Genomic DNA, 17,326 nt, shown 5'->3' with positions numbered 1-17,326 from the left:
CGACCGCGAGGTGGTGCTAGATCGGGTGAATGGCAATCATCTCTTCCGTACGACGACGAAGTCGGCGAGGGCGGTCAGCTGCGCCCTGACCTCTGCGGGCATGTCCACGGCGCTCAGCGCCTCGATCGCGGTGGCGTGCTGGCGGCGCGCCTCCTGAGAGGTCCACTCCCGGCCGCCCGCCTCCTCGATCAGGGCGGCGCGGTGGGCGAACTCCTCCTCGCTGAAGTCGGCCAGCTGGGCGTCGGTGAGCTTCGCGTCGGCGGCGAGCATGCCGGCGAGCCGCTCGGACGCGGAGCCGCCCGCCGCGAGGGCGGCGACGACGGGGAGCGACTTCTTGCGCTGCCGCAGGTCGCTCCAGGTCTGCTTGCCGGTGGCCTCCGGGTCTCCCCAGATGCCGAGCAGGTCGTCGACGGCCTGGAAGGCGAGGCCGAGGTGGTAGCCGTAGGCCTCCAGGGTGTCGGCCGTACGTTCGTCGGCGCCGCCGAGGACCGCGCCGATGGAGACGGCGCAGGCCAGGAGGGCACCGGTCTTGTTGCCCTCCATCTCCAGGCACTCCGCGACGGTGACCCGCTCGCGGTGCTCGTAGGAGATGTCCTGGGCCTGGCCGTCGATGAGCTTGCGGGTGGCCGTGGTCAGGCGCCGGGTGGCCCGGCCGGCCTCGACGGTGCCCAGCTCCAGCAGGACCTCGTTGGCGAGCGCGAAGAGGGCGTCGCCGACGAGGATGGCCTGCGCGGGGCCGTACGCCTTCCAGACGGTGTCGCGGTGGCGGCGCTGCTCGTCGCCGTCCATCAGGTCGTCGTGCAACAGCGAGAAGTTGTGCACGAGCTCGACGGCGACGGCGCCGGGGACGCCCACCTCGGCGGGCGCGCCGGCGGCCTCGGCCGAGAGCAGGGCGAGGGCGGGCCGGACGGCCTTGCCCTGGTCGCCGTGGGCGGGCCGGCCTTCGGCGTCGATCCAGCCGAAGTGGTAGGCGGCCACGGTGTCCATGGGTGCGGCGAGCCTGTCCACGGCGGCACGCAGCACCGGCGTGGCAAGCGTCCGTCCGCGCTCCAGCAGGGCCTGGACGCCCGCGGTGTCGACAGCTGGGATCGCCGATGTCACGGTCTCTCCTCTGGTGGTCGTGCTCACACGCGCCCCACTGTGGGGGACGCGCGCCTTGATGGCTCGCTGGTTCATACCGCCGCCTCCCGCACGGGGTTCCGGTGCGGTCGGCCGAGCTCGGAGAGTGCCGCGCCGGCGGCGTTCAGCCCGCTGCGCACCGCGCTCTCCATGGTCGCGGGCCAGCCGGTGGCGGTCCACGCACCGGCCAGGTAGAGGCCGGGCGCGTTCGTGGGGGCGTGCGGCCGCAGGCGGCCGACGCCCGGGGTGGGGGCGAACGTCGCCGTGCGCTCCCGGGTGACGAAGAAGTCCTTGACGACCGCGCCCCGGGCGGCGGGCAGCAGGCGCTCCAGTTCGGGCAGATAACGCTCGCGCAGCTCGGCGACGGGCCGGTCGATGTCGTCCTGAGCGGCCGACTGGGAGACGGCCAGGTACTGGGCGCCGGGGTCGGCGGCGGCCAGTCCGGAGGAGTCGGTGCGGTCGAAGACCCACTGCACCGGGCTGCCCAGGGCGGTGAAGAACGGCTGCCGCAGGACCTTGCGGTCGTAGACGACGTGCAGGTTGAGGATCGGCGCGGTGCCGATGCCGAGGAGCCGGCCGGGCTCGTCGAGGGCGCCCTCGGGCAGCAGGCCGTGGGCCTCGCGCTGCGGTACGGCGAGCACGACGGTGTCGGCGGCGAGCCGCCCGGCGGTGCCGGGGCCGGCCGCGGTGTCCACCTGCCAGCCGCCCTCGGGGTGCGCGGAGATCCGCGTGGCGCGGGTGCGCAGCGCGGTGCGCACGCCGGCCCGGTCGAGGGCGGCGCGGGCGCGGGTGTCGTGCAGCTCGCCGAGGGGGACGTGCGCCCAGCCGATGTCGGCGGCGCCGGGCTCGGAGAGCAGGCCGGTCTTGAAGACCATCGTGGCCAGGCCCAGCGAGGAGTGCTCGGCGGTGGCGTTGAGGGTGGCCACGCCGACGAGGTCCCACAGGGCCTCGACGGTGCGGGCGGACTGGCCGTGGCGGCGCAGCCAGCTTCCGAAGTCGACGTCGTCGAGCGCCGGGTCCAGGGGGTCCATGCCCCGCAGGGCGAGGGCGGCCCGCCCGACCCCGGCCCGCTCGGCGACCGAGAGGTGGGGGTAGGTGGCGAGGCTGGCGGCCAGGTGGAGGGGGACGGGCAGCGCGGTGCGGCGCAGCCGGCCGAGGCGGGGCCGGCCCGAGGGGCGGCCCACGTCCAGGACGGGCACGTCGAGCCGGTCCTGGAGGGGGGCGAGCGCCCGCGCGTCGAGGCGGTCGAGGAACCACCGGTAGGCGGTGCAGCAGCGCAGGTAGACGTGCTGGCCGTTGTCGACGGTCAGCTCGCCGCGCTGGAAGGAGAAGGCGAGGCCGCCCAGGCGCGGGCGGCCTTCGAGCAGGGTGACGCGCAGTCCGGCGTCGGCCAGCTCCAGCGCCGCCGTGACGCCGGCCAGGCCGCCCCCGATCACCACCGCGGCCGCCCCCTCGGGGCGGCCTGCCTCGTGCGCGGGGAGCCGGCCGTGCCGGGTGGTCGTCTCCGACGTCATGCCCCCACCCCCTCGGCTGCTGTCAGGGACGCGCCGGCCGGGCGGAGGGTTGCAGACCGGTGGCGGGTGTGGGCGCGGGCCATCAAGCGCGCCCCCTGGCGGTCTGCCGGTGGACGGTCCGCGCGTCGTACCCGGACAGCCCGCGCACGGCGACGAACGCCTTCTCGCGCCCGGGCAGGGAGACCCGGCCGCGCAGCACGGCCTGCGGCTCCTCGGCGATGCGGTCCAGGAGCCGGCGGTAGATGCCGGACATGGCGGCGACGCAGGCGCCGCTGCGCCGGTCGAGCATGGGCAGCAGCCGCATGCCCTGGGCGAAGAGCGCCCGGGCGCGCCGCACCTCGAACTGCACCAGCCCGGTGAAGTCCGCGCCGGGCGGCAGCGTGGCGGAGTGGAACCCGGCGGAGCAGCCGAACTTGGCGAGGTCCTCGGACGGCAGGTAGGTGCGGCCGTTGGCCGCGTCCTCGCGGACGTCGCGCAGGATGTTGGTCAGCTGGAGGGCGAGGCCGAGGGTATCGGCGTACTCGGCGGCGCGCGCGGTGTCACGCGCGCCGGGCACGGTCCCGAACACGCCGAGCGAGAGCCGGCCGATGGCGCCCGCGACGCAGCGGCAGTACGCCGACAGCTCGTCCCAGGTCTCGTAGGTCTCGCCGCGCACGTCCATCTGGACGCCGTCGATCAGTTCGTCGAGGCCGCCGATGGGGATGGGGAAGCGGCGCACGGCGTGCGCGAGCGCGACGGCCACCGGGTCGGTGTCGTCCTCGTCGAGGTCGCCGGCCTTGATCCGGTCCAGCGTCGTCCGGGCGTCCTCCAGGCGCAGCCGCTTGGACTCGGCGTCCAGGGGGCCGTCGCCGATGTCGTCCACGCGCCGCGAGAAGGCGTACAGCGCCGACATCGCCCGCCGCTTGGCGGCCGGCAGGAGTCTGATGCCGTAGCTGAAGTTGCCGGCCTGCTGTCCGGTGACGGCCTCGCAGTAGCTGTACGCGGCGAGTACCGGCGCGGACGCGTATGGCGTTCCGGTCACGGTCCCGCTCACCCCTCTCTTCGCAGTGTCGCCCCCACCTCGCGCAGCAGGCTGAGCTTGGTGGGCTTGGGCGGTCCGGGGAGAACGTCGTGGCCCGCGGCGGCGACCGCTCGGAGCGCGGCCCTCCCTCCGCCCACGAACCCCGCGAGCAACAGCTTCAGCCTGCCGTGGACGCTACCCACCAGGGGGGTGCCTTCATTCAGCAGGTGCCGGGCGCGTTCCGCCTCGTACGCGACCAGTGCACGCACCGAAGCGCTGCCGGTGGCGCGGGCGAGGTCGGCCTCCGTGACGCGGAAGCGCTCCATGTCCTCGGCGGGGAGGTAGACGCGGTCGCGCCGGAGGTCCTCGGCGACGTCCTGTAGGTGTTCGACGATCTGCAGGGCGGTGCAGACGGCGTCCGAGCGGCGGGTCCGCTCGGGGGTGGCGGTGCCGGTGATGCCGAGGACGAGGCGGCCCACGGGGTTGGCGGACAGCTCGCAGTAGGCGAGCAGGTCGGCGTACGTGCCGTAGCGGCGCACCCGCTGGTCCTGGCGGTTGGCCCCGATCAGCCCGAGGAAGGGCTCGGGGGTGAGCCCGCAGCGCCGCACGGTGGGGCGCAGGCGGAGCAGCAGGGGGTGGCGCGGGCCCGTGCCCGTGCGGTCGAAGACCCGCAGGAGGTCGGCCTCGAAGGCGTCGAGCATGGCGACGCGGTCGTCGCTCTGCTCGCGGTCCAGGCCCAGCAGCTCGGCGTCACGGCCGCCCGGGGGCAGGTCGCCGTCGCCGATGTCGTCGACCAGGCGGGCGTAGCCGTAGACGGCCATGAGGTCGTCCCGCCAGGCGCGGGGCACGAAGAAGGGTGCCACCGGGAAGTTCTCGTGCGCGGCCTTGTCGAGCACGGCGCGCGTGTGCGCGTCCGTCCCCGCGGTCATCGCGGGCTGCCCGGACCGGGGACGGCGTACGCGTCTCTGATCTGGAGAGTTCCCGTACCCATTGCCGTCACATCTCCCGTTCTACACTGCCGACCCAGAACATCCTATTTCGGACACGCCGCACAGCGGCGCCGCCTTGGGCTCCCCCTTGAGCCGCCCCTCGCGCCACCCCGCCGTCGGGGGGCGCCCAGGTCACCATGCCCCACCGCAAACAACCACAAAAGAGCACGCTACAGGGTACGCCGTACAAATGTCCGACGCCCGCCGGGGTACGTGCTTGATCCATACAATGCCACGCACGCGGTGAATCAACCCTGCTAATAAGCCAGTTGGTCGTCACGGATAGGTCAAGGCCCCCTGGGCGCACGCCCCGGGGGCCTTCTCGGCCCGGGGCCCTTGGGCCCCGGGAGCGAGCGGGAAGCGGACCGCTAGCGGGCCGTCTCCTTCTCATAGGCCCGGACCACCTCGTCGGTCGGCCCGTCCATGAGCAGCTCGCCGCGCTCCAGCCACAGCACGCGGTCGCAGGTGTCCCGGATCGACCTGTTGTTGTGGCTGACCAGGAAGACCGTGCCGGCCTCCTTGCGCAGCTCGCGGATGCGTTCCTCCGAGCGCTTCTGGAACGACCGGTCACCGGTGGCCAGCGCCTCGTCGATCATCAGCACGTCGTGGTCCTTGGCCGCGGCGATGGAGAAGCGCAGGCGGGCCGCCATGCCGGAGGAATACGTCCGCATGGGCAGCGTGATGAAGTCGCCCTTCTCGTTGATGCCGGAGAAGTCGACGATGCCCTGGTAGCGCTCCTTGATCTGCTCCCGGGACATGCCCATGGCCAGACCGCCGAGCATCACGTTCTTCTCGCCCGTGAGGTCGTTCATCATGGCCGCGTTGACGCCCAGCAGCGAGGGCTGGCCGTCGGTGTAGATCTTGCCGCGCTCGGTGGGCAGCAGCCCGGCGACCGCCTTGAGGAGGGTCGACTTGCCGGAGCCGTTGGAGCCGATCAGGCCGATGGCCTGACCCCGGTACGCGGTGAAGCTCACACCCTTGACGGCGTGCACCTCGCGCACCCCCGCCCCGGGCTTGCGCTTGATGATCCGGTTCAGGGCGGCGGTCGCGCTGCCGCGGCCGGTGTTGCCGCCGTAGACGCGGTAGACGATGTGGACGTCGTCCGCGATGACGGTGGGGACCCGCTCGGACGCCTTCGACGCGGAGTTCTGATCAGCCACGGCCGTACTGCTCCTCAGCCTTCCAGAAGTACACGAAGCCGCCGACGCCGACGACCAGCGCCCAGCCGACCGCCAGCGCCCAGACGTGCGGCGGCAGGTGGATCCGGCTGTGGTTGTCGATCAGCGACCAGCGCATCAGGTCGATGTAGACGGCGGCGGGGTTGGCCCCCAGGACGTCGACGACCCACGCGGGGGCCTTCGTCTTCTCCAGCGCCGCGGTCAGGTTGTACATCACGCCGGACGCGTACATCCACGTGCGGGTGAGGAACGGCAGCAGCTGGGCCAGGTCCGGGGTCTTGCTGCCCATCCGGGCGAGGATCATCGCCAGGCCGGTGTTGAAGACGAACTGGCACACCAGCACCGGCACGATCAGCAGCCAGGACAGCGCCGGCATGTGACCGAAGCCGACCAGGAACACGAACAGCACGCACATCGACAGCAGCAGCTGCTGGAGCTGCTGCATCGCGAAGGAGATCGGCAGAGCCGCCCGGGGGAAGTGCAGGGCGCGCACCAGCCCCAGGTTGCCGGCGATCGAGCGCACGCCCGCCATGGCCGAGCTCTGGGTGAAGGTGAAGACGAAGACACCGGTCACCAGGAAGGGGATGTAGGTGCCGATCCCCATGTCCTTGCCCTGCTGCATCAGGACGCCGAAGATCAGGAAGTACACCGAGGCGTTGAGCAGCGGCGTGGCCACCTGCCAGACCTGGCCCAGCTTGGCCTGGCTGTACTGCGCCGTCATCTTCGCCCGGGAGAAGGCGATGATGAAGTGCCGCCGGTCCCACAGCTGCCGCGCGTAGTCCGGCAGGCTCGGCCGGGCGCCGCTCACCGCGAGGCCGTACTTCTTGGCCAGCTCCGCGGCGGACAGTCCGTCGTCGGGGGATGGCGGGGCACTCATGGCGACCGCACTGTCGTGCGTTGTCTCGCTCACAGTTGACACTTTCGTCCTCAAGGTGCGCTGCCGGGGCGGGGCCCCGGCACGCGCCCGGTGCTCTCAGACACGAGCTTGTCAGATCACGGGCGGTCGACCCAGTCGGGTCAGGCGCCACACGGTACGCCACTTCATGGGCCGGCGCGGACCGCAGGGAGTCGTCCAGCCCTCCCGGAAACCGCCGAACCAGGCCCGCAGCGCGGGCAGGGAGGGGCGGCGGGCCAGGGTCAGCAGCAGCCAGACGCCGACGTAGACCGGGACCAGCGGGGCGGGCAGGTTGCGGCGCGCCAGCCAGACGCGGTTGCGGGCCACCATGCGGTGGTAGACGGCATGGCGGCTGGGAGCGGTGGTCGGATGGTGCAGCACCATGTCCGCCCGGTAGTCGATCATCCAGCCCGCGTCGAGCGCCCGCCAGGCGAGGTCGGTCTCCTCGTGCGCGTAGAAGAACTCGTCCGGCAGCCCGCCGACGTCGGCGAAGACCCTGGTGCGGGCCGCGTTGGCGCCACCGAGGAAGGTGGTCACGCGCGAGGAGCGCATCGGGTCGGAGGCCCGCAGGCGCGGCACGTGACGACGCTGGGTCTCACCTGTGTCGGGGTCGGCGATACGGAAGCTGATGATGCCGAGCTCGGGATCCGCGGCGAACGCCTCCCGGCACAGCTGGGCCGTGTCCTGGCCCGGCAGCAGGCCGTCGTCGTCGAGGAAGAGCAGGACGTCGACGTCGCGGCCGGCCGGCCCGAAGGCCTCGATGCCGACGTTGCGGCCGGCCGGGATGCCCACGTTCTCCGACAGCTCGACGGTCCGCACGGCCAGGCCGGGGACGCTGATCTCCGGCAGCGGCGAGCCGTTGCCGACCACCACCACCTCGATCGCCTCGCCGGTCTGCTTGGCCACCGACTCCAGCAGGGCGCGCAGCTCCTCGGGGCGGTTGCCCATGGTGAGGACGACCGCGCCGACCTTCATGCCCGGGCCCGTCATCGCAGCCTGCTCGACGCGAGGATGGACACCAGGTGCAGAAGGGTCTGCAGGACGGCGATGCCGGCGAGGACCGCGGTGCCGAGCCGGGTGAAGAACAGGTCGCCCCGGGCCGTGTCCACGATCGCGAGGACCAGGATCAGCAGGGACGCCTCGATCCCGAGGATCAGCCGGTGGAACTTCAGCGCGGCGGCGGCCTTGCGGGCCAGCGCCACGCCGGAGGAACGGGGCTCGGACGCGGCCTCCTTGACCGGCGGCAGGCCGGCCTGGTGGCGGGCGACGCCGACGAGGTCGGTCTCGGCCTTGATCAGGACGGCGCCGAGCGCGGCGAGGGTGCCGAGGAAGGCCCACAGCCAGTCGATCCGGCCGCCGCCCCACAGGTCGGCGGCGCGCAGGCCCAGGCCGACCAGGACCGCGGCGTCGCACAGGTAGGCGCCGACCCGGTCCAGGTACACCCCGGAATTCGAGTACTGCTTCTTCCAGCGGGCGATCTCGCCGTCGACACAGTCCAGCAGCAGGTAGAGCTGGACCATGACCACGCCGAGCACGGCGCCCGTGATCCCCGGCACCAGCAGGGCCGGGGCCGCGAGGACGCCCGCGACGGTCATCAGGTAGGTGAGCTGGTTGGGCGTGACCCTGGTGTTCACCAGGTGACGGTCCACCCGCAGCGAGATCTCCCGCATGTACAGGCGGCCCGCCCAGTGCTCACCGCTGCGCCGGTCCTTCACCCCCGCGGGGTGGACGACCGGGCGCAGCTCAGCGACGGACGGTTTTGGCATAGTCGGCGTATGCGTCCCTGATCTGGTCGGTGGAGAGCGCGAGGTGCTCCAGGATGGTGTACCGCCCGGGGCGGGTCTGCGGCGCGAACTCCACCGCCTTCACGAACTCCTCGTCCGTGAAGCCGATCTCGCCCGGCAGCACGGGCAGGCCGTGCCGGCGCAGCACCTCGACCATCAGCGCGGACTCCTCGCGGGCACCGCGCAGGTGCATCGCGAAGGCCGCTCCGAGGCCGCACTGCTCGCCGTGGCTGGCGGCGCGCTTGGGGTAGAGGAGGTCGAAGGCGTGGTTGATCTCGTGGCAGGCGCCGGAGGCCGGACGGCTGTCACCGGCGACGGACATCGAGATGCCGGTGAGCACGAGGCCCTCGGCCAGCACCTGGAGGAAGCTGTCGTCGCCGACGCCGCCGGGGTGGCGCAGCACGGCCTCGCCGGCCTGGCGGGCCATGGCGGCGGCCAGTCCGTCGATCGCCTCGCCCGTCTCGCGGTGGGCGAGCTCCCAGTCCGCGACGGAGGAGATGTTGGAGATCGCGTCGCCGATGCCGGAGCGGACGAAGCGGACGGGGGCCTCGCGGATCACGTCGAGGTCGATGACCACGGCGATCGGGTTCGGCACCCCGTACGAGCCGCGGCCCGCGTCGTTGTCCAGGGTGGCGACCGGCGAGCACAGACCGTCGTGCGACAGGTTCGTCGCGACGGCCACGAGCGGCAGGCCGACCCGGGCCGCCGCGTACTTCGCACAGTCGATGATCTTGCCGCCGCCGAGGCCCACGACCGCGTCGTAGTGCCCCTTCTTCATGGCGTCGCCCAGCTTGATCGCGTCGTCCAGCGTGCCGCCGCCGACCTCGTACCAGGTGGCGCCGGGCAGCGCCGGGGCGAGCCGCTCGCGCAGCACCGCCCCGGAGCCGCCGCTGATGGCGATGGCCAGCTTGCCGGAGCTGGAGATCCGCTGGTCGGCGAGGACGCTCGCCAGATCGTCCAGGGCTCCGGCACGGATGTCGACGACGACCGGCGAGGGGATGAGCCTCGTCAGTACTGGCACGCGATCCCCCGGCCCTTGGCGAGGTCGTCGTGGTTGTCGATCTCGACCCACTGGACGTCGCCGATGGGCGCCACGTCGATCTTGAAGCCGCGGTTGACGAGCTCCTGGTAGCCGTCCTCGTAGTAGAGGTCGGGGTCGCGCTCGAAGGTGGTCTTGAGCGCGTCGGCGAGCTCCTCGCCGGCCTCGGCCTCGATGAGGGTGACGCCGATGTACTCGCCGGTGGCCTCGGCGGGCTCCATCAGCTTGGTGATCTTCTGGACGCCCTTCTCGGCGTCCACGACGACCTTCATCTCCTCGTCGGCGAGGCTCTTGACCGTGTCCAGGGCGAGGATGATCTTCTGGCCCTGGCCGCGGGCGGCCAGCAGGGTCTTCTCGACGGAGACCGGGTGGACGGTGTCGCCGTTGGCGAGGATCACACCGCGGCCCAGGACGTCACGGGCGCACCACAGGGAGTAGGCGTTGTTCCACTCCTCGGCCTTGTCGTTGTCGATCAGGGTGAGCTTGAGGCCGTACTTGGCCTCCAGCGCCTCCTTGCGGGCGTAGACGGCCTCCTTGCGGTAGCCGACGACGATGGCGACCTCGGTCAGGCCGACCTCGGCGAAGTTGCCGAGGGTGAGGTCGAGGACGGTGATCGACTCCTCGTCGCCCTCGGGGCCCACCGGCACCAGGGCCTTGGGCAGGGTGTCGGTGTAGGGGCGCAGACGCCGTCCGGCGCCGGCGGCCAGCACGAGGCCGATCATGCGGGTTCTCCTGTTTCGTCGTGTACTGCGGGCGCCCCGGAGGACACCCAGAACCGGATGCTCTCGCCGAGCACCACGAGCGCGAGGGCGGTCGCGAGGACCGTCAGCGCGATGGTGAAGCCTTGACCGTGCCACAGGGCGGCGGCGGCCGTGACCGCCAGGACCCGTCCCTCGTGTCCCCCGATCGCGCGCACCAGCCACTGCGGGGGCGCGCCGGTACCGCCACGGATGCGGTAGACCGTGTCGTAGTGATGGTAGGCGACCGCGGCCACCAGGCCGAAAGCCGCAGGAAGGGCGCCGGAGACGCCGGATTTCGCCGCGAGCACCAGGATGATCCCGTATTCGGCGGCGCGGAACACCGGCGGGACGAGCCAGTCGAGGGGGCCCTTGAGGGGCTGCGCCACGGCGACGCCCGCGAAGACGGCGTAGACCAGGGCCTGCAGGACGGCCCGCCAGGTGCCGGCGTTGCCGGCGAAGAGCGGACCGACGAGCAGCGAGGCCGTCGCCAGCAGCGCCCAGAAGGGCGCGCTGTAGGCCGTGGCGGGCACCGTGCGGCCGACGCTGCCGGCCGCGAGCTCGGCGAGCGGGCCGGAGTCGGCGAGGTCCGCCAGCGCCTGGGCGGCGCGGTCGGTGCGCTTGGCCTTGCGGGTCAGCGAGCGCAGCACGCGGCCCGCGGTGGTGTAGCAGGCGGCGAACGCGCAGCCGATCAGCAGCACCGTGAAGACGACGCGGGGCGTGGTGAGGGCGGTGAGGACCGCGATCAGGGCCCAGCGCTCGCCGATGGGCAGCACGATCATGCGGCGGGCCCAGACCGTCCAGCCGACGCTGTCCAGCTTGTCGGAGAGGGCGGCGGTGGGGCTCGTGTTGGCGCTGGCGTCGTGGTTGGCCTCGGTGAAGGCGAAGTCGACGACGTGCCGGCAGGTCTGGAGGACCATCGCGCCGAGGGCGAGCGCCCACACGTCGTCCCCGCCGCGGGCGGCGCCGAGCGCCAGGCCCGCGTAGTAGGCGTATTCCTTGGCGCGGTCGAAGGTGGCGTCGAGCCAGGCGCCCAGCGTGGAGTACTGAAGGGAGTAGCGGGCGAGCTGGCCGTCGGTGCAGTCGAGCACGAACGACGCGATCAGCAGCACCCCGGCCGCGACGAAGCCCGGCCGGGTGCCGGTGGCCGCGCAGCCGGCCGCGACGAGCGCCGTCAGCAGCGAGGCGGTGGTCACCTGGTTGGGGGTCAGCCCCCGGCGTGCGCACCAACGGGCGACGTAGCGGGAGTACGGGCTGATGAAGAAGGTGGTGAAGAACCCGTCGCGGGACTTCACGGCGCTGCGCAGCCGCACGGCCTCGTCGTCGACGGCCTCGACCTCGGCCCGGGTCTTGGCGCGGGTGGCCTCGTCCTCGGGCACGGCGGCGACGAGCACGCCGAGCTCGGGCCGGTGCACGGCGACGCCCTCGGCCTCCAGGCGGGCGCCGACGGTGTCCGGCTCGGCGGTGCCGGCCGCCTCCAGCGCGCGCGTCAGGGCGCCGCGCGCCTCCGGCTGCGCGGTGAGCGCGCCCGGCACGGCGCCGGCGGGGAAGCGGGGGTCGGTGAGCGCCAGCCGGAGCGCGTGCGTGTGGCCCACGAAGCGGGGGTCGACGAGCGCGACCCGCTCGGCGGCCGGCACGGCGGCCAGGGCCGTCGCGGCGCCGTCGGCACCGGTGGCGGTGCGCACGGTGAAGCCCAGGGACCGCAGCTCGCCCTCCAGGGCGGAGCCGGCGGGCGGCGTACCGGTGAGGATGGCGGTCGACAGACGAACTCACTCCCTTGGAAGCTGACGTGGCCGCCGCGGGTACGCGAAGTGACCGGGCAGCGGGCGTGCCGCGCCGGGCCCCGGGCCGGGGGGCGGCGTGCGGCACGTCGGCAGAGGCTATCGGATCACTGGAAGGCGCCGTTCACCGCACGTGCACCGGTACGCGCGCCCGGGCGCCCCGTCACTGACCAGACGCACGGCGAAGCCGTACGGTTCCCGGGGCGCGGGCGGGGATTCCCGGCCGTCCGGCTGGATTAGGGTGCCGTCATGACGTGGCTGATCACAGGCGGAGCGGGGTACATCGGGGCGCACGTGGCGCGGGCGATGACAGAGGCCGGGGAGCGGGTGGCCGTCCTGGACGACCTGTCCTCGGGTGTGGCCGCCCGGCTGCCCGCGGGCACGCCGCTCGTGCGGGGCTCGGTGCTGGACCGTGCGGTGCTCGACCGGGCCTTCGCCGAGCTGGACGTGACGGGCGTGGTGCACCTGGCCGCGAAGAAGCAGGTCGGGGAGTCGGTGGAGAAGCCCCTGCTCTACTACCGGGAGAACCTGCACGGGCTGACCGTGCTGCTGGAGGCGGTGGTGGCCGCCGGTGTCGGCAGCTTCGTCTTCTCCTCCTCGGCGGCCGTCTACGGCATGCCCGACGTGGACCTCGTCACCGAGGACACGCCCTGTCTGCCGATCAACCCCTACGGCGAGACGAAGCTGGCGGGCGAGTGGCTCGTGCGGGCCACTGGCGCCGCGCACGGCATCTCGACGGCGTGTCTGCGCTACTTCAACGTGGCGGGGGCGGCCCGGCCGGAGCTGGCCGACACCGGTGTCTTCAACATCATCCCGATGATGTTCGACCGGGTCACCCGGGGCGAGCGCCCGCGGATCTTCGGCACCGACTACGCCACCCCCGACGGCACCTGCGTCCGTGACTACATCCACATCGAGGACCTGGCCACGGCCCACCTGGCCGCCGCCCGGCGCCTCGCCGGCCGGCCGGGCGCCGGGGACCTGACGCTGAACGTGGGCACCGGCCAGGGGGTGTCCGTCCGGGAGATGGCGGACCTGATCGCCGAGGTCACCGGCCGTCCGGGGCTGACGGCCGAGACCGGCCCACGCCGTCCGGGTGATCCGGCGCGTGTCGTGGCGTCCGGGAAGCGGATCGCCGAGGAGCTGGGCTGGAGCGCCACCCACGACCTTCGCAGCATGGTCACTTCGGCCTGGGAGGGCTGGTGCCTCCACCACCCCGAAGCACGTCTTCGCTGATCACCCCGGGTGCGCGTTCCCGCAGGTCAGGGGCAATGACAACGGTGTTCAGTGCCGCGTTGCCCGATACCCCCCACCCGTAGTTCACTGGGGCTCGGCCGGCGTCCGCCGGCCGATTCGGGCAACCGTTCGGAGGCGGCATTCATGGGAGCGGGGCACGACCACGGCCACTCACACGGGGGACCGCCGCCCGGTACGAGCGGCACCGCGGCCGCCGCCTACAAGGGGCGGCTGCGCGTCGCGCTGGGCATCACCCTGACCGTGCTGCTGACGTACGTCGCCGGCAGCGTGCTCACCGGCTCCCTGGCGCTGTTCGCCGAGGCCGGGCACATGGCGACGGACGCCGTCGGGGTGTCCATGGCGCTCCTGGCGATCCACTTCGCCGGCCGGCCGCCCTCCAGCCGGCGCACCTACGGCTACGCCCGCGCGGAGATCCTCGCGGCGCTGCTGAACTGTCTGCTGCTGCTCGGCGTCGGCGGCTTCATCCTCTTCGAGGCCGTCGAGCGGCTGGCGAACCCGACGGACGTGCCGGGCGGGCAGGCGGTCGTCTTCGGCCTGGTCGGCGTGGTGGCCAACGGCATCTCGCTGGCCCTGCTGATGCGCGGGCAGAAGGAGAGCCTCAACGTGCGCGGCGCGTTCCTGGAGGTGCTCTCGGACGCGCTGGGCTCGCTGGCCGTGGTGATCGCCGCCCTGGTGATCATGGTGACGGGCTGGACGCGGGCGGACTCGGTGGCCTCGCTGGTCATCGGCCTGATGATCGTGCCGCGCACGGTGAAGCTGCTGCGTGAGGCGCTCGACGTGCTGCTGGAAGCGGCCCCCAAGGACGTCGACATGGACGAGGTCCGGGCGCACATCATGGCCCTGCCCGGCGTCGAGGACCTCCACGACCTGCACGTGTGGACCATCACCTCGGGGATGCCGGTGCTGTCGGCGCACGTGGTCGTGGACCCGGCGAGGCTGGACTCGGCCGGGCACGAGAAGATGCTGCACGACCTCCAGGGCTGCCTCGGCGAGCACTTCGCCGTCGAGCACTGCACCTTCCAGCTGGAGCCCAGCGGCCACGCCGAGCACGAGGCGCGGCTGTGCCACTGACCGCGCCACCGGCCGTCGGGGGTCACCTCTCCCGTAGCGGGTTGATCCATGGCAGTCGCGGGCATTCCGTACGGCAGACTTGAGGTCGAAGACCGACAACGAGGATGGTCAATGCCGATCACATCAGCCCAGGGCCGCGCGGCCGACTCCGCGGCGGTCCCCGCCTCCGACGACGCCGCTGAACCGATCATGCTGGAGCTGGTCGACGAGAACGGCAGAACGATCGGCACCGCCGAGAAGGTCGCCGCGCACCTGGCGCCCGGCCGGCTGCACCGCGCGTTCTCGGTCTTCCTCTTCGACGACCGGGGCCGGCTGCTGCTCCAGCGCCGGGCCCTGGGGAAGTACCACTCCCCCGGCGTCTGGTCGAACACCTGCTGCGGTCACCCCTATCCGGACGAGCCCCCGTTCGTGGCCGCCGCCCGCCGCACCGGCGAGGAGCTGGGCCTCGCGCCCGCGCTGATGCGCGAGGCCGGGACCGTGCGCTACAACCACCCCGACCCGGCCTCGGGCCTGGTCGAGCAGGAGTACAACCACCTCTTCGTGGGGACCGTGCGGGCCGAGCCCCGGCCGGACCCGGAGGAGATCGTGGAGACAGCGTTCGTGACCCCGGCCGAGCTGGAGGAGCTGCGCGCGAAGCACACGTTCTCGGCGTGGTTCACGACGGTGCTGGACGCGGCGCGGCCGGCGATCCGGGAGCTCACCGGGGCCGGGACGGGCTGGTAGCCGGCGGCGGGCACAGCGGCAGGGCGGCCCAGATCACCTTGCCGCCGGCCGCGGTGTGCTCGACGTCGCACAGGCCACCGGCCTCGGCCACGGTGGCCTGGACGAGCAGCAGCCCCCGGCCTCCGGTCCGCGGCTCGTCCTCGGCGTACGCCTCGGTCGGCCTGGGCCGGTAGGGGTGGCTGTCCTCGACCGCAACCCGCACCCAGGCCGGGCCGAGGGAGACCTCCACGGCCACTTCGGGGGAGAGCAGCGCGGCGTGCTGGACGGCGTTGGTCACCAGCTCCGAGACGATGAGCAGCAGCCCCTGCAGCAGGTCCTCGCGCAGCGGCACGCGCTCCCGGCGGATCAGGTCGCGGACCGCGTGCCGGGCGCGGGGGACGGAGGAGTCGAGGGCGGGGGCGGTGTACCGCCAGGTGCCGTCGTACTCCGCCGGCTTCCGGGGCGGGGGCGTCCGCCGCGGTTCGGACGGGACGCTCCCGTGGCTCTCCATGTCCGATACCAACCCCTCACCCTGACTCGACCGCACATGCCGAGTGTTGGGAACCTTGGGGTGCGCACCGACGAGCTGTCCACAAGTCGACGCCTTTAGAAGGACTTTGACCGAGCGCGTATGCCGGAGTCACTCCCACGACTGTTCATGGCTGCTTACTGAGCCGTTCACGGGGCCTTCCGGAACACCCCCGTCCGCGACGAGACGTCACCAGGCGGCGTCGGGCGGACGTGAGCGACTCCTCACAGCGCCCCCCGTTCCTGATCACAGCCCCGCCCGTCCCGGATAGCATCCGGCGCATGGAGCCCGCACTGCGTCTCGACATCGCCGACGCCACCGCAACGATCCGCATCGCGAACCCCGCCAAGCGCAACGCCATGACCGCCGGCATGTGGCGGGCGCTGCCGGAGCTGCTCGACCGGTGCGCGGCCGACCCGGCCGTACGGGTGCTGGTGCTGACGGGTGAGGGTCAGACGTTCTGCGCGGGCGCGGACATCTCCACGCTGGGCGCGGACAGCGCCGAGAGCTCACGGGACCTCGCCGTCGCCGCCGAGGAGGCGCTGGCGGCGTTCCCCAAGCCGACGGTCGCGGCCGTGCGCGGCTACTGCGTGGGCGGCGGCTGCCAGCTCGCCGTCGCCTGCGACCTGCGGTTCGCGGCGGAGGACGCGAGCTTCGGGATCACCCCGGCGAAGCTCGGCATCGTCTACGCGGCCTCTTCCACGCGGCGGCTGGTGGAGCTGGTCGGCCCGGCGACGGCCAAGTACCTGCTCTTCTCGGCCGAGCTGGTCGACGCCGGACGGGCGCTGCGCACGGGCCTGGCCGACGAGGTGTGGCCGGCCGGAGAGCTGGACAAGCGGGTCGCGGAGTTCGCCCGGGTGCTGGCGTCGCGTTCGCAGCTGACGCAGGCCGCGGCGAAGGAGTTCGCCGCCGGGCCGGCGGACACGGAGCGGATGGCGCACTGGGCGGCGGTGGCGCGGGACAGCGGCGACACCGCCGAGGGCGTCGCCGCCTTCCTGGAACGCAGGGCGCCGCGCTTCGGGTGGACGGTCCCGACCCCTGTACCGGACCGTCCGCTCGGCGCCGCGGGCTCCTAGGCCACGCTGCGGCGCTCCTCGTAGATCTTCCGGAACCGGGCCACCAGGTCGGCGGGGGCCTTCTCGGGGGAACCCGCGTCGTAGGGCGGCTGCGGGTCGTACTCGAGCAGCAACTGGGCGCTTCGGGCGGCCTCGTCGCCCGCGATGCGGCCCACGAGGGTGAGTCCCATGTCGATGCCGGACGAGACCCCGGCGGCCGTGACGTACTTGCCGTCGGTGACGACCCGCTCCCCCGTCGGGTCGGCGCCGTAGGAGGCGAGCACGTCCAGGGCCGTCCAGTGGGACGTGGCGCGGCGGCCCCGGAGCAGCCCGGCGGCGCCCAGCAGCAGGGAGCCGGTGCACACGGACGTCGTCCAGACGGTGCCCGGGTCGACGGCCCTGAGCCAGTCCAGCACGGGTCCGGGCCGCCGCGGCAGGTTGGCCTCGGGGCCGCCCGGCACCACGACGACGTCCGGGTGGGGCACGTCCGCGAGCGACGCTTCGGCGACGAGCGAGAAGTGCCCCCGGTCGTTGGGTACGGGGCCGGGCCGCTCGGCGAGGAGGACGGGCTCGGCTCCGGGCATGCGGCCGAGCGTCTCGTAGGGGCCGACGGCGTCGAGCGCGGTGAAGCCGGGGAAGAGGAGGACAGCGATCTGCATGTGAGGCCCTTTCAGAG

Annotated in this window: 17 protein-coding genes; 4 read left to right on the top strand and 13 right to left on the bottom strand. The window is 73.0% G+C overall.

Annotated features, from left to right (window positions below):
- Positions 1–36 precede the first annotated feature (36 nt).
- From CYQ11_RS26140 to CYQ11_RS26090, 11 genes are all read right to left on the bottom strand, one after another.
- The gene (locus tag CYQ11_RS26140; RefSeq protein ID WP_099202765.1) at positions 37–1,176 is read right to left on the bottom strand and encodes a polyprenyl synthetase family protein; all 1,140 of its coding nucleotides are present in this window, start codon (positions 1,174–1,176) and stop codon (positions 37–39) included.
- A complete protein-coding gene (hpnE, locus tag CYQ11_RS26135; protein ID WP_099202764.1) occupies positions 1,173–2,633 on the bottom strand; it encodes a hydroxysqualene dehydroxylase HpnE in 1,461 nt (486 codons plus the stop codon). Before hpnE ends, CYQ11_RS26140 begins: the two co-directional genes overlap by 4 nt.
- An 82-nt stretch (positions 2,634–2,715) precedes the next feature.
- On the bottom strand, positions 2,716–3,666 hold the full coding sequence (gene hpnD / locus CYQ11_RS26130; protein WP_181143792.1) for a presqualene diphosphate synthase HpnD: 951 nt from the start codon (positions 3,664–3,666) through the stop codon (positions 2,716–2,718).
- Positions 3,663–4,562, bottom strand: a complete 900-nt coding sequence (gene hpnC / locus CYQ11_RS26125; RefSeq protein WP_181143791.1) for a squalene synthase HpnC — start codon at positions 4,560–4,562, stop codon at positions 3,663–3,665. Before hpnC ends, hpnD begins: the two co-directional genes overlap by 4 nt.
- A 428-nt stretch (positions 4,563–4,990) precedes the next feature.
- Positions 4,991–5,782, bottom strand: coding sequence for an ABC transporter ATP-binding protein (locus CYQ11_RS26120; RefSeq protein WP_099202763.1), 792 nt, complete (start codon positions 5,780–5,782; stop codon positions 4,991–4,993).
- Complete coding sequence (locus CYQ11_RS26115; protein ID WP_099202762.1) at positions 5,775–6,710, bottom strand: ABC transporter permease; 936 nt, start codon at positions 6,708–6,710, stop codon at positions 5,775–5,777. Before CYQ11_RS26115 ends, CYQ11_RS26120 begins: the two co-directional genes overlap by 8 nt.
- Positions 6,711–6,788: 78 nt before the next feature.
- Positions 6,789–7,685 carry a glycosyltransferase family 2 protein gene (locus tag CYQ11_RS26110; RefSeq protein ID WP_099202761.1) on the bottom strand — a complete coding sequence of 299 codons (897 nt, stop codon included), beginning with the start codon at positions 7,683–7,685 and terminating at the stop codon, positions 6,789–6,791.
- Positions 7,682–8,461 carry a CDP-alcohol phosphatidyltransferase family protein gene (locus tag CYQ11_RS26105; protein ID WP_099202760.1) on the bottom strand — a complete coding sequence of 260 codons (780 nt, stop codon included), beginning with the start codon at positions 8,459–8,461 and terminating at the stop codon, positions 7,682–7,684. The genes CYQ11_RS26110 and CYQ11_RS26105 overlap by 4 nt, the downstream gene beginning before the upstream one ends.
- Positions 8,439–9,500 (bottom strand): iron-containing alcohol dehydrogenase family protein, encoded by a 1,062-nt coding sequence (locus tag CYQ11_RS26100; RefSeq protein ID WP_099202759.1) that lies wholly within the window; start codon positions 9,498–9,500, stop codon positions 8,439–8,441. The genes CYQ11_RS26105 and CYQ11_RS26100 overlap by 23 nt, the downstream gene beginning before the upstream one ends.
- Positions 9,488–10,240 (bottom strand): phosphocholine cytidylyltransferase family protein, encoded by a 753-nt coding sequence (locus CYQ11_RS26095; protein ID WP_099202758.1) that lies wholly within the window; start codon positions 10,238–10,240, stop codon positions 9,488–9,490. The genes CYQ11_RS26100 and CYQ11_RS26095 overlap by 13 nt, the downstream gene beginning before the upstream one ends.
- On the bottom strand, positions 10,237–12,018 hold the full coding sequence (locus CYQ11_RS26090; RefSeq protein WP_099202757.1) for a DUF5941 domain-containing protein: 1,782 nt from the start codon (positions 12,016–12,018) through the stop codon (positions 10,237–10,239). Before CYQ11_RS26090 ends, CYQ11_RS26095 begins: the two co-directional genes overlap by 4 nt.
- A gap of 267 nt (positions 12,019–12,285) precedes the next feature.
- Between CYQ11_RS26090 and galE the strand changes: the two genes are divergently transcribed.
- The 3 genes from galE (at position 12,286) to idi (ending at position 15,087) form a co-directional block, all read left to right on the top strand.
- Complete coding sequence (gene galE / locus CYQ11_RS26085) at positions 12,286–13,272, top strand: UDP-glucose 4-epimerase GalE (protein ID WP_099202756.1); 987 nt, start codon at positions 12,286–12,288, stop codon at positions 13,270–13,272.
- A gap of 144 nt (positions 13,273–13,416) precedes the next feature.
- Positions 13,417–14,364, top strand: coding sequence for a cation diffusion facilitator family transporter (locus CYQ11_RS26080; RefSeq protein WP_099202755.1), 948 nt, complete (start codon positions 13,417–13,419; stop codon positions 14,362–14,364).
- 111 nt (positions 14,365–14,475) lie between these two features.
- Positions 14,476–15,087, top strand: a complete 612-nt coding sequence (gene idi, locus CYQ11_RS26075; protein WP_099202754.1) for an isopentenyl-diphosphate Delta-isomerase — start codon at positions 14,476–14,478, stop codon at positions 15,085–15,087.
- On the opposite strand, the gene CYQ11_RS26070 is transcribed toward idi, so the two are convergent.
- Entirely contained in the window at positions 15,062–15,577 is a 516-nt protein-coding gene (locus CYQ11_RS26070) for an ATP-binding protein (protein WP_099202753.1), read from the bottom strand. The genes idi and CYQ11_RS26070 overlap by 26 nt on opposite strands.
- A 299-nt stretch (positions 15,578–15,876) precedes the next feature.
- Here CYQ11_RS26070 and CYQ11_RS26065 point away from each other — a divergent pair, with 299 nt between their 5' ends.
- Positions 15,877–16,671: an enoyl-CoA hydratase/isomerase family protein gene (locus tag CYQ11_RS26065; protein WP_099202752.1), complete on the top strand. Its 795-nt coding sequence runs from the start codon at positions 15,877–15,879 to the stop codon at positions 16,669–16,671.
- Here the strand turns inward: CYQ11_RS26065 and CYQ11_RS26060 are convergent.
- A complete protein-coding gene (locus tag CYQ11_RS26060) occupies positions 16,668–17,309 on the bottom strand; it encodes a DJ-1/PfpI family protein (RefSeq protein ID WP_099202751.1) in 642 nt (213 codons plus the stop codon). The two genes, CYQ11_RS26065 and CYQ11_RS26060, sit on opposite strands and share 4 nt — an antisense overlap.
- Between the last annotated feature and the right edge of the window lie 17 nt (positions 17,310–17,326).

It is taken from the genome of Streptomyces cinnamoneus, from assembly GCF_002939475.1.
Taxonomy (GTDB): Bacteria; Actinomycetota; Actinomycetes; order Streptomycetales; family Streptomycetaceae; genus Streptomyces; species Streptomyces cinnamoneus_A.
The sequence above is the reverse complement of the archived record's forward strand: the minus strand, read 5'-3'. Positions and strand labels throughout refer to the sequence as shown.

Bases quoted from the DNA above. Each gene is read 5' to 3' on its own strand.
- hpnC (WP_181143791.1), bottom strand. From the start codon at position 4,562: ATGACCGCGGGGACGGACGCGCACACGCGCGCCGTGCTCGACAAGGCC.
- idi (WP_099202754.1), top strand. From the start codon at position 14,476: ATGCCGATCACATCAGCCCAGGGCCGCGCGGCCGACTCCGCGGCGGTC.
- CYQ11_RS26140 (WP_099202765.1), bottom strand. From the start codon at position 1,176: ATGAACCAGCGAGCCATCAAGGCGCGCGTCCCCCACAGTGGGGCGCGT.
- CYQ11_RS26065 (WP_099202752.1), top strand. From the start codon at position 15,877: ATGGAGCCCGCACTGCGTCTCGACATCGCCGACGCCACCGCAACGATC.
- CYQ11_RS26105 (WP_099202760.1), bottom strand. From the start codon at position 8,461: ATGCCAAAACCGTCCGTCGCTGAGCTGCGCCCGGTCGTCCACCCCGCG.
- CYQ11_RS26060 (WP_099202751.1), bottom strand. From the start codon at position 17,309: ATGCAGATCGCTGTCCTCCTCTTCCCCGGCTTCACCGCGCTCGACGCC.
- CYQ11_RS26070 (WP_099202753.1), bottom strand. From the start codon at position 15,577: ATGGAGAGCCACGGGAGCGTCCCGTCCGAACCGCGGCGGACGCCCCCG.
- CYQ11_RS26080 (WP_099202755.1), top strand. From the start codon at position 13,417: ATGGGAGCGGGGCACGACCACGGCCACTCACACGGGGGACCGCCGCCC.
- CYQ11_RS26110 (WP_099202761.1), bottom strand. From the start codon at position 7,685: ATGACGGGCCCGGGCATGAAGGTCGGCGCGGTCGTCCTCACCATGGGC.
- hpnE (WP_099202764.1), bottom strand. From the start codon at position 2,633: ATGACGTCGGAGACGACCACCCGGCACGGCCGGCTCCCCGCGCACGAG.
- galE (WP_099202756.1), top strand. From the start codon at position 12,286: ATGACGTGGCTGATCACAGGCGGAGCGGGGTACATCGGGGCGCACGTG.
- CYQ11_RS26095 (WP_099202758.1), bottom strand. From the start codon at position 10,240: ATGATCGGCCTCGTGCTGGCCGCCGGCGCCGGACGGCGTCTGCGCCCC.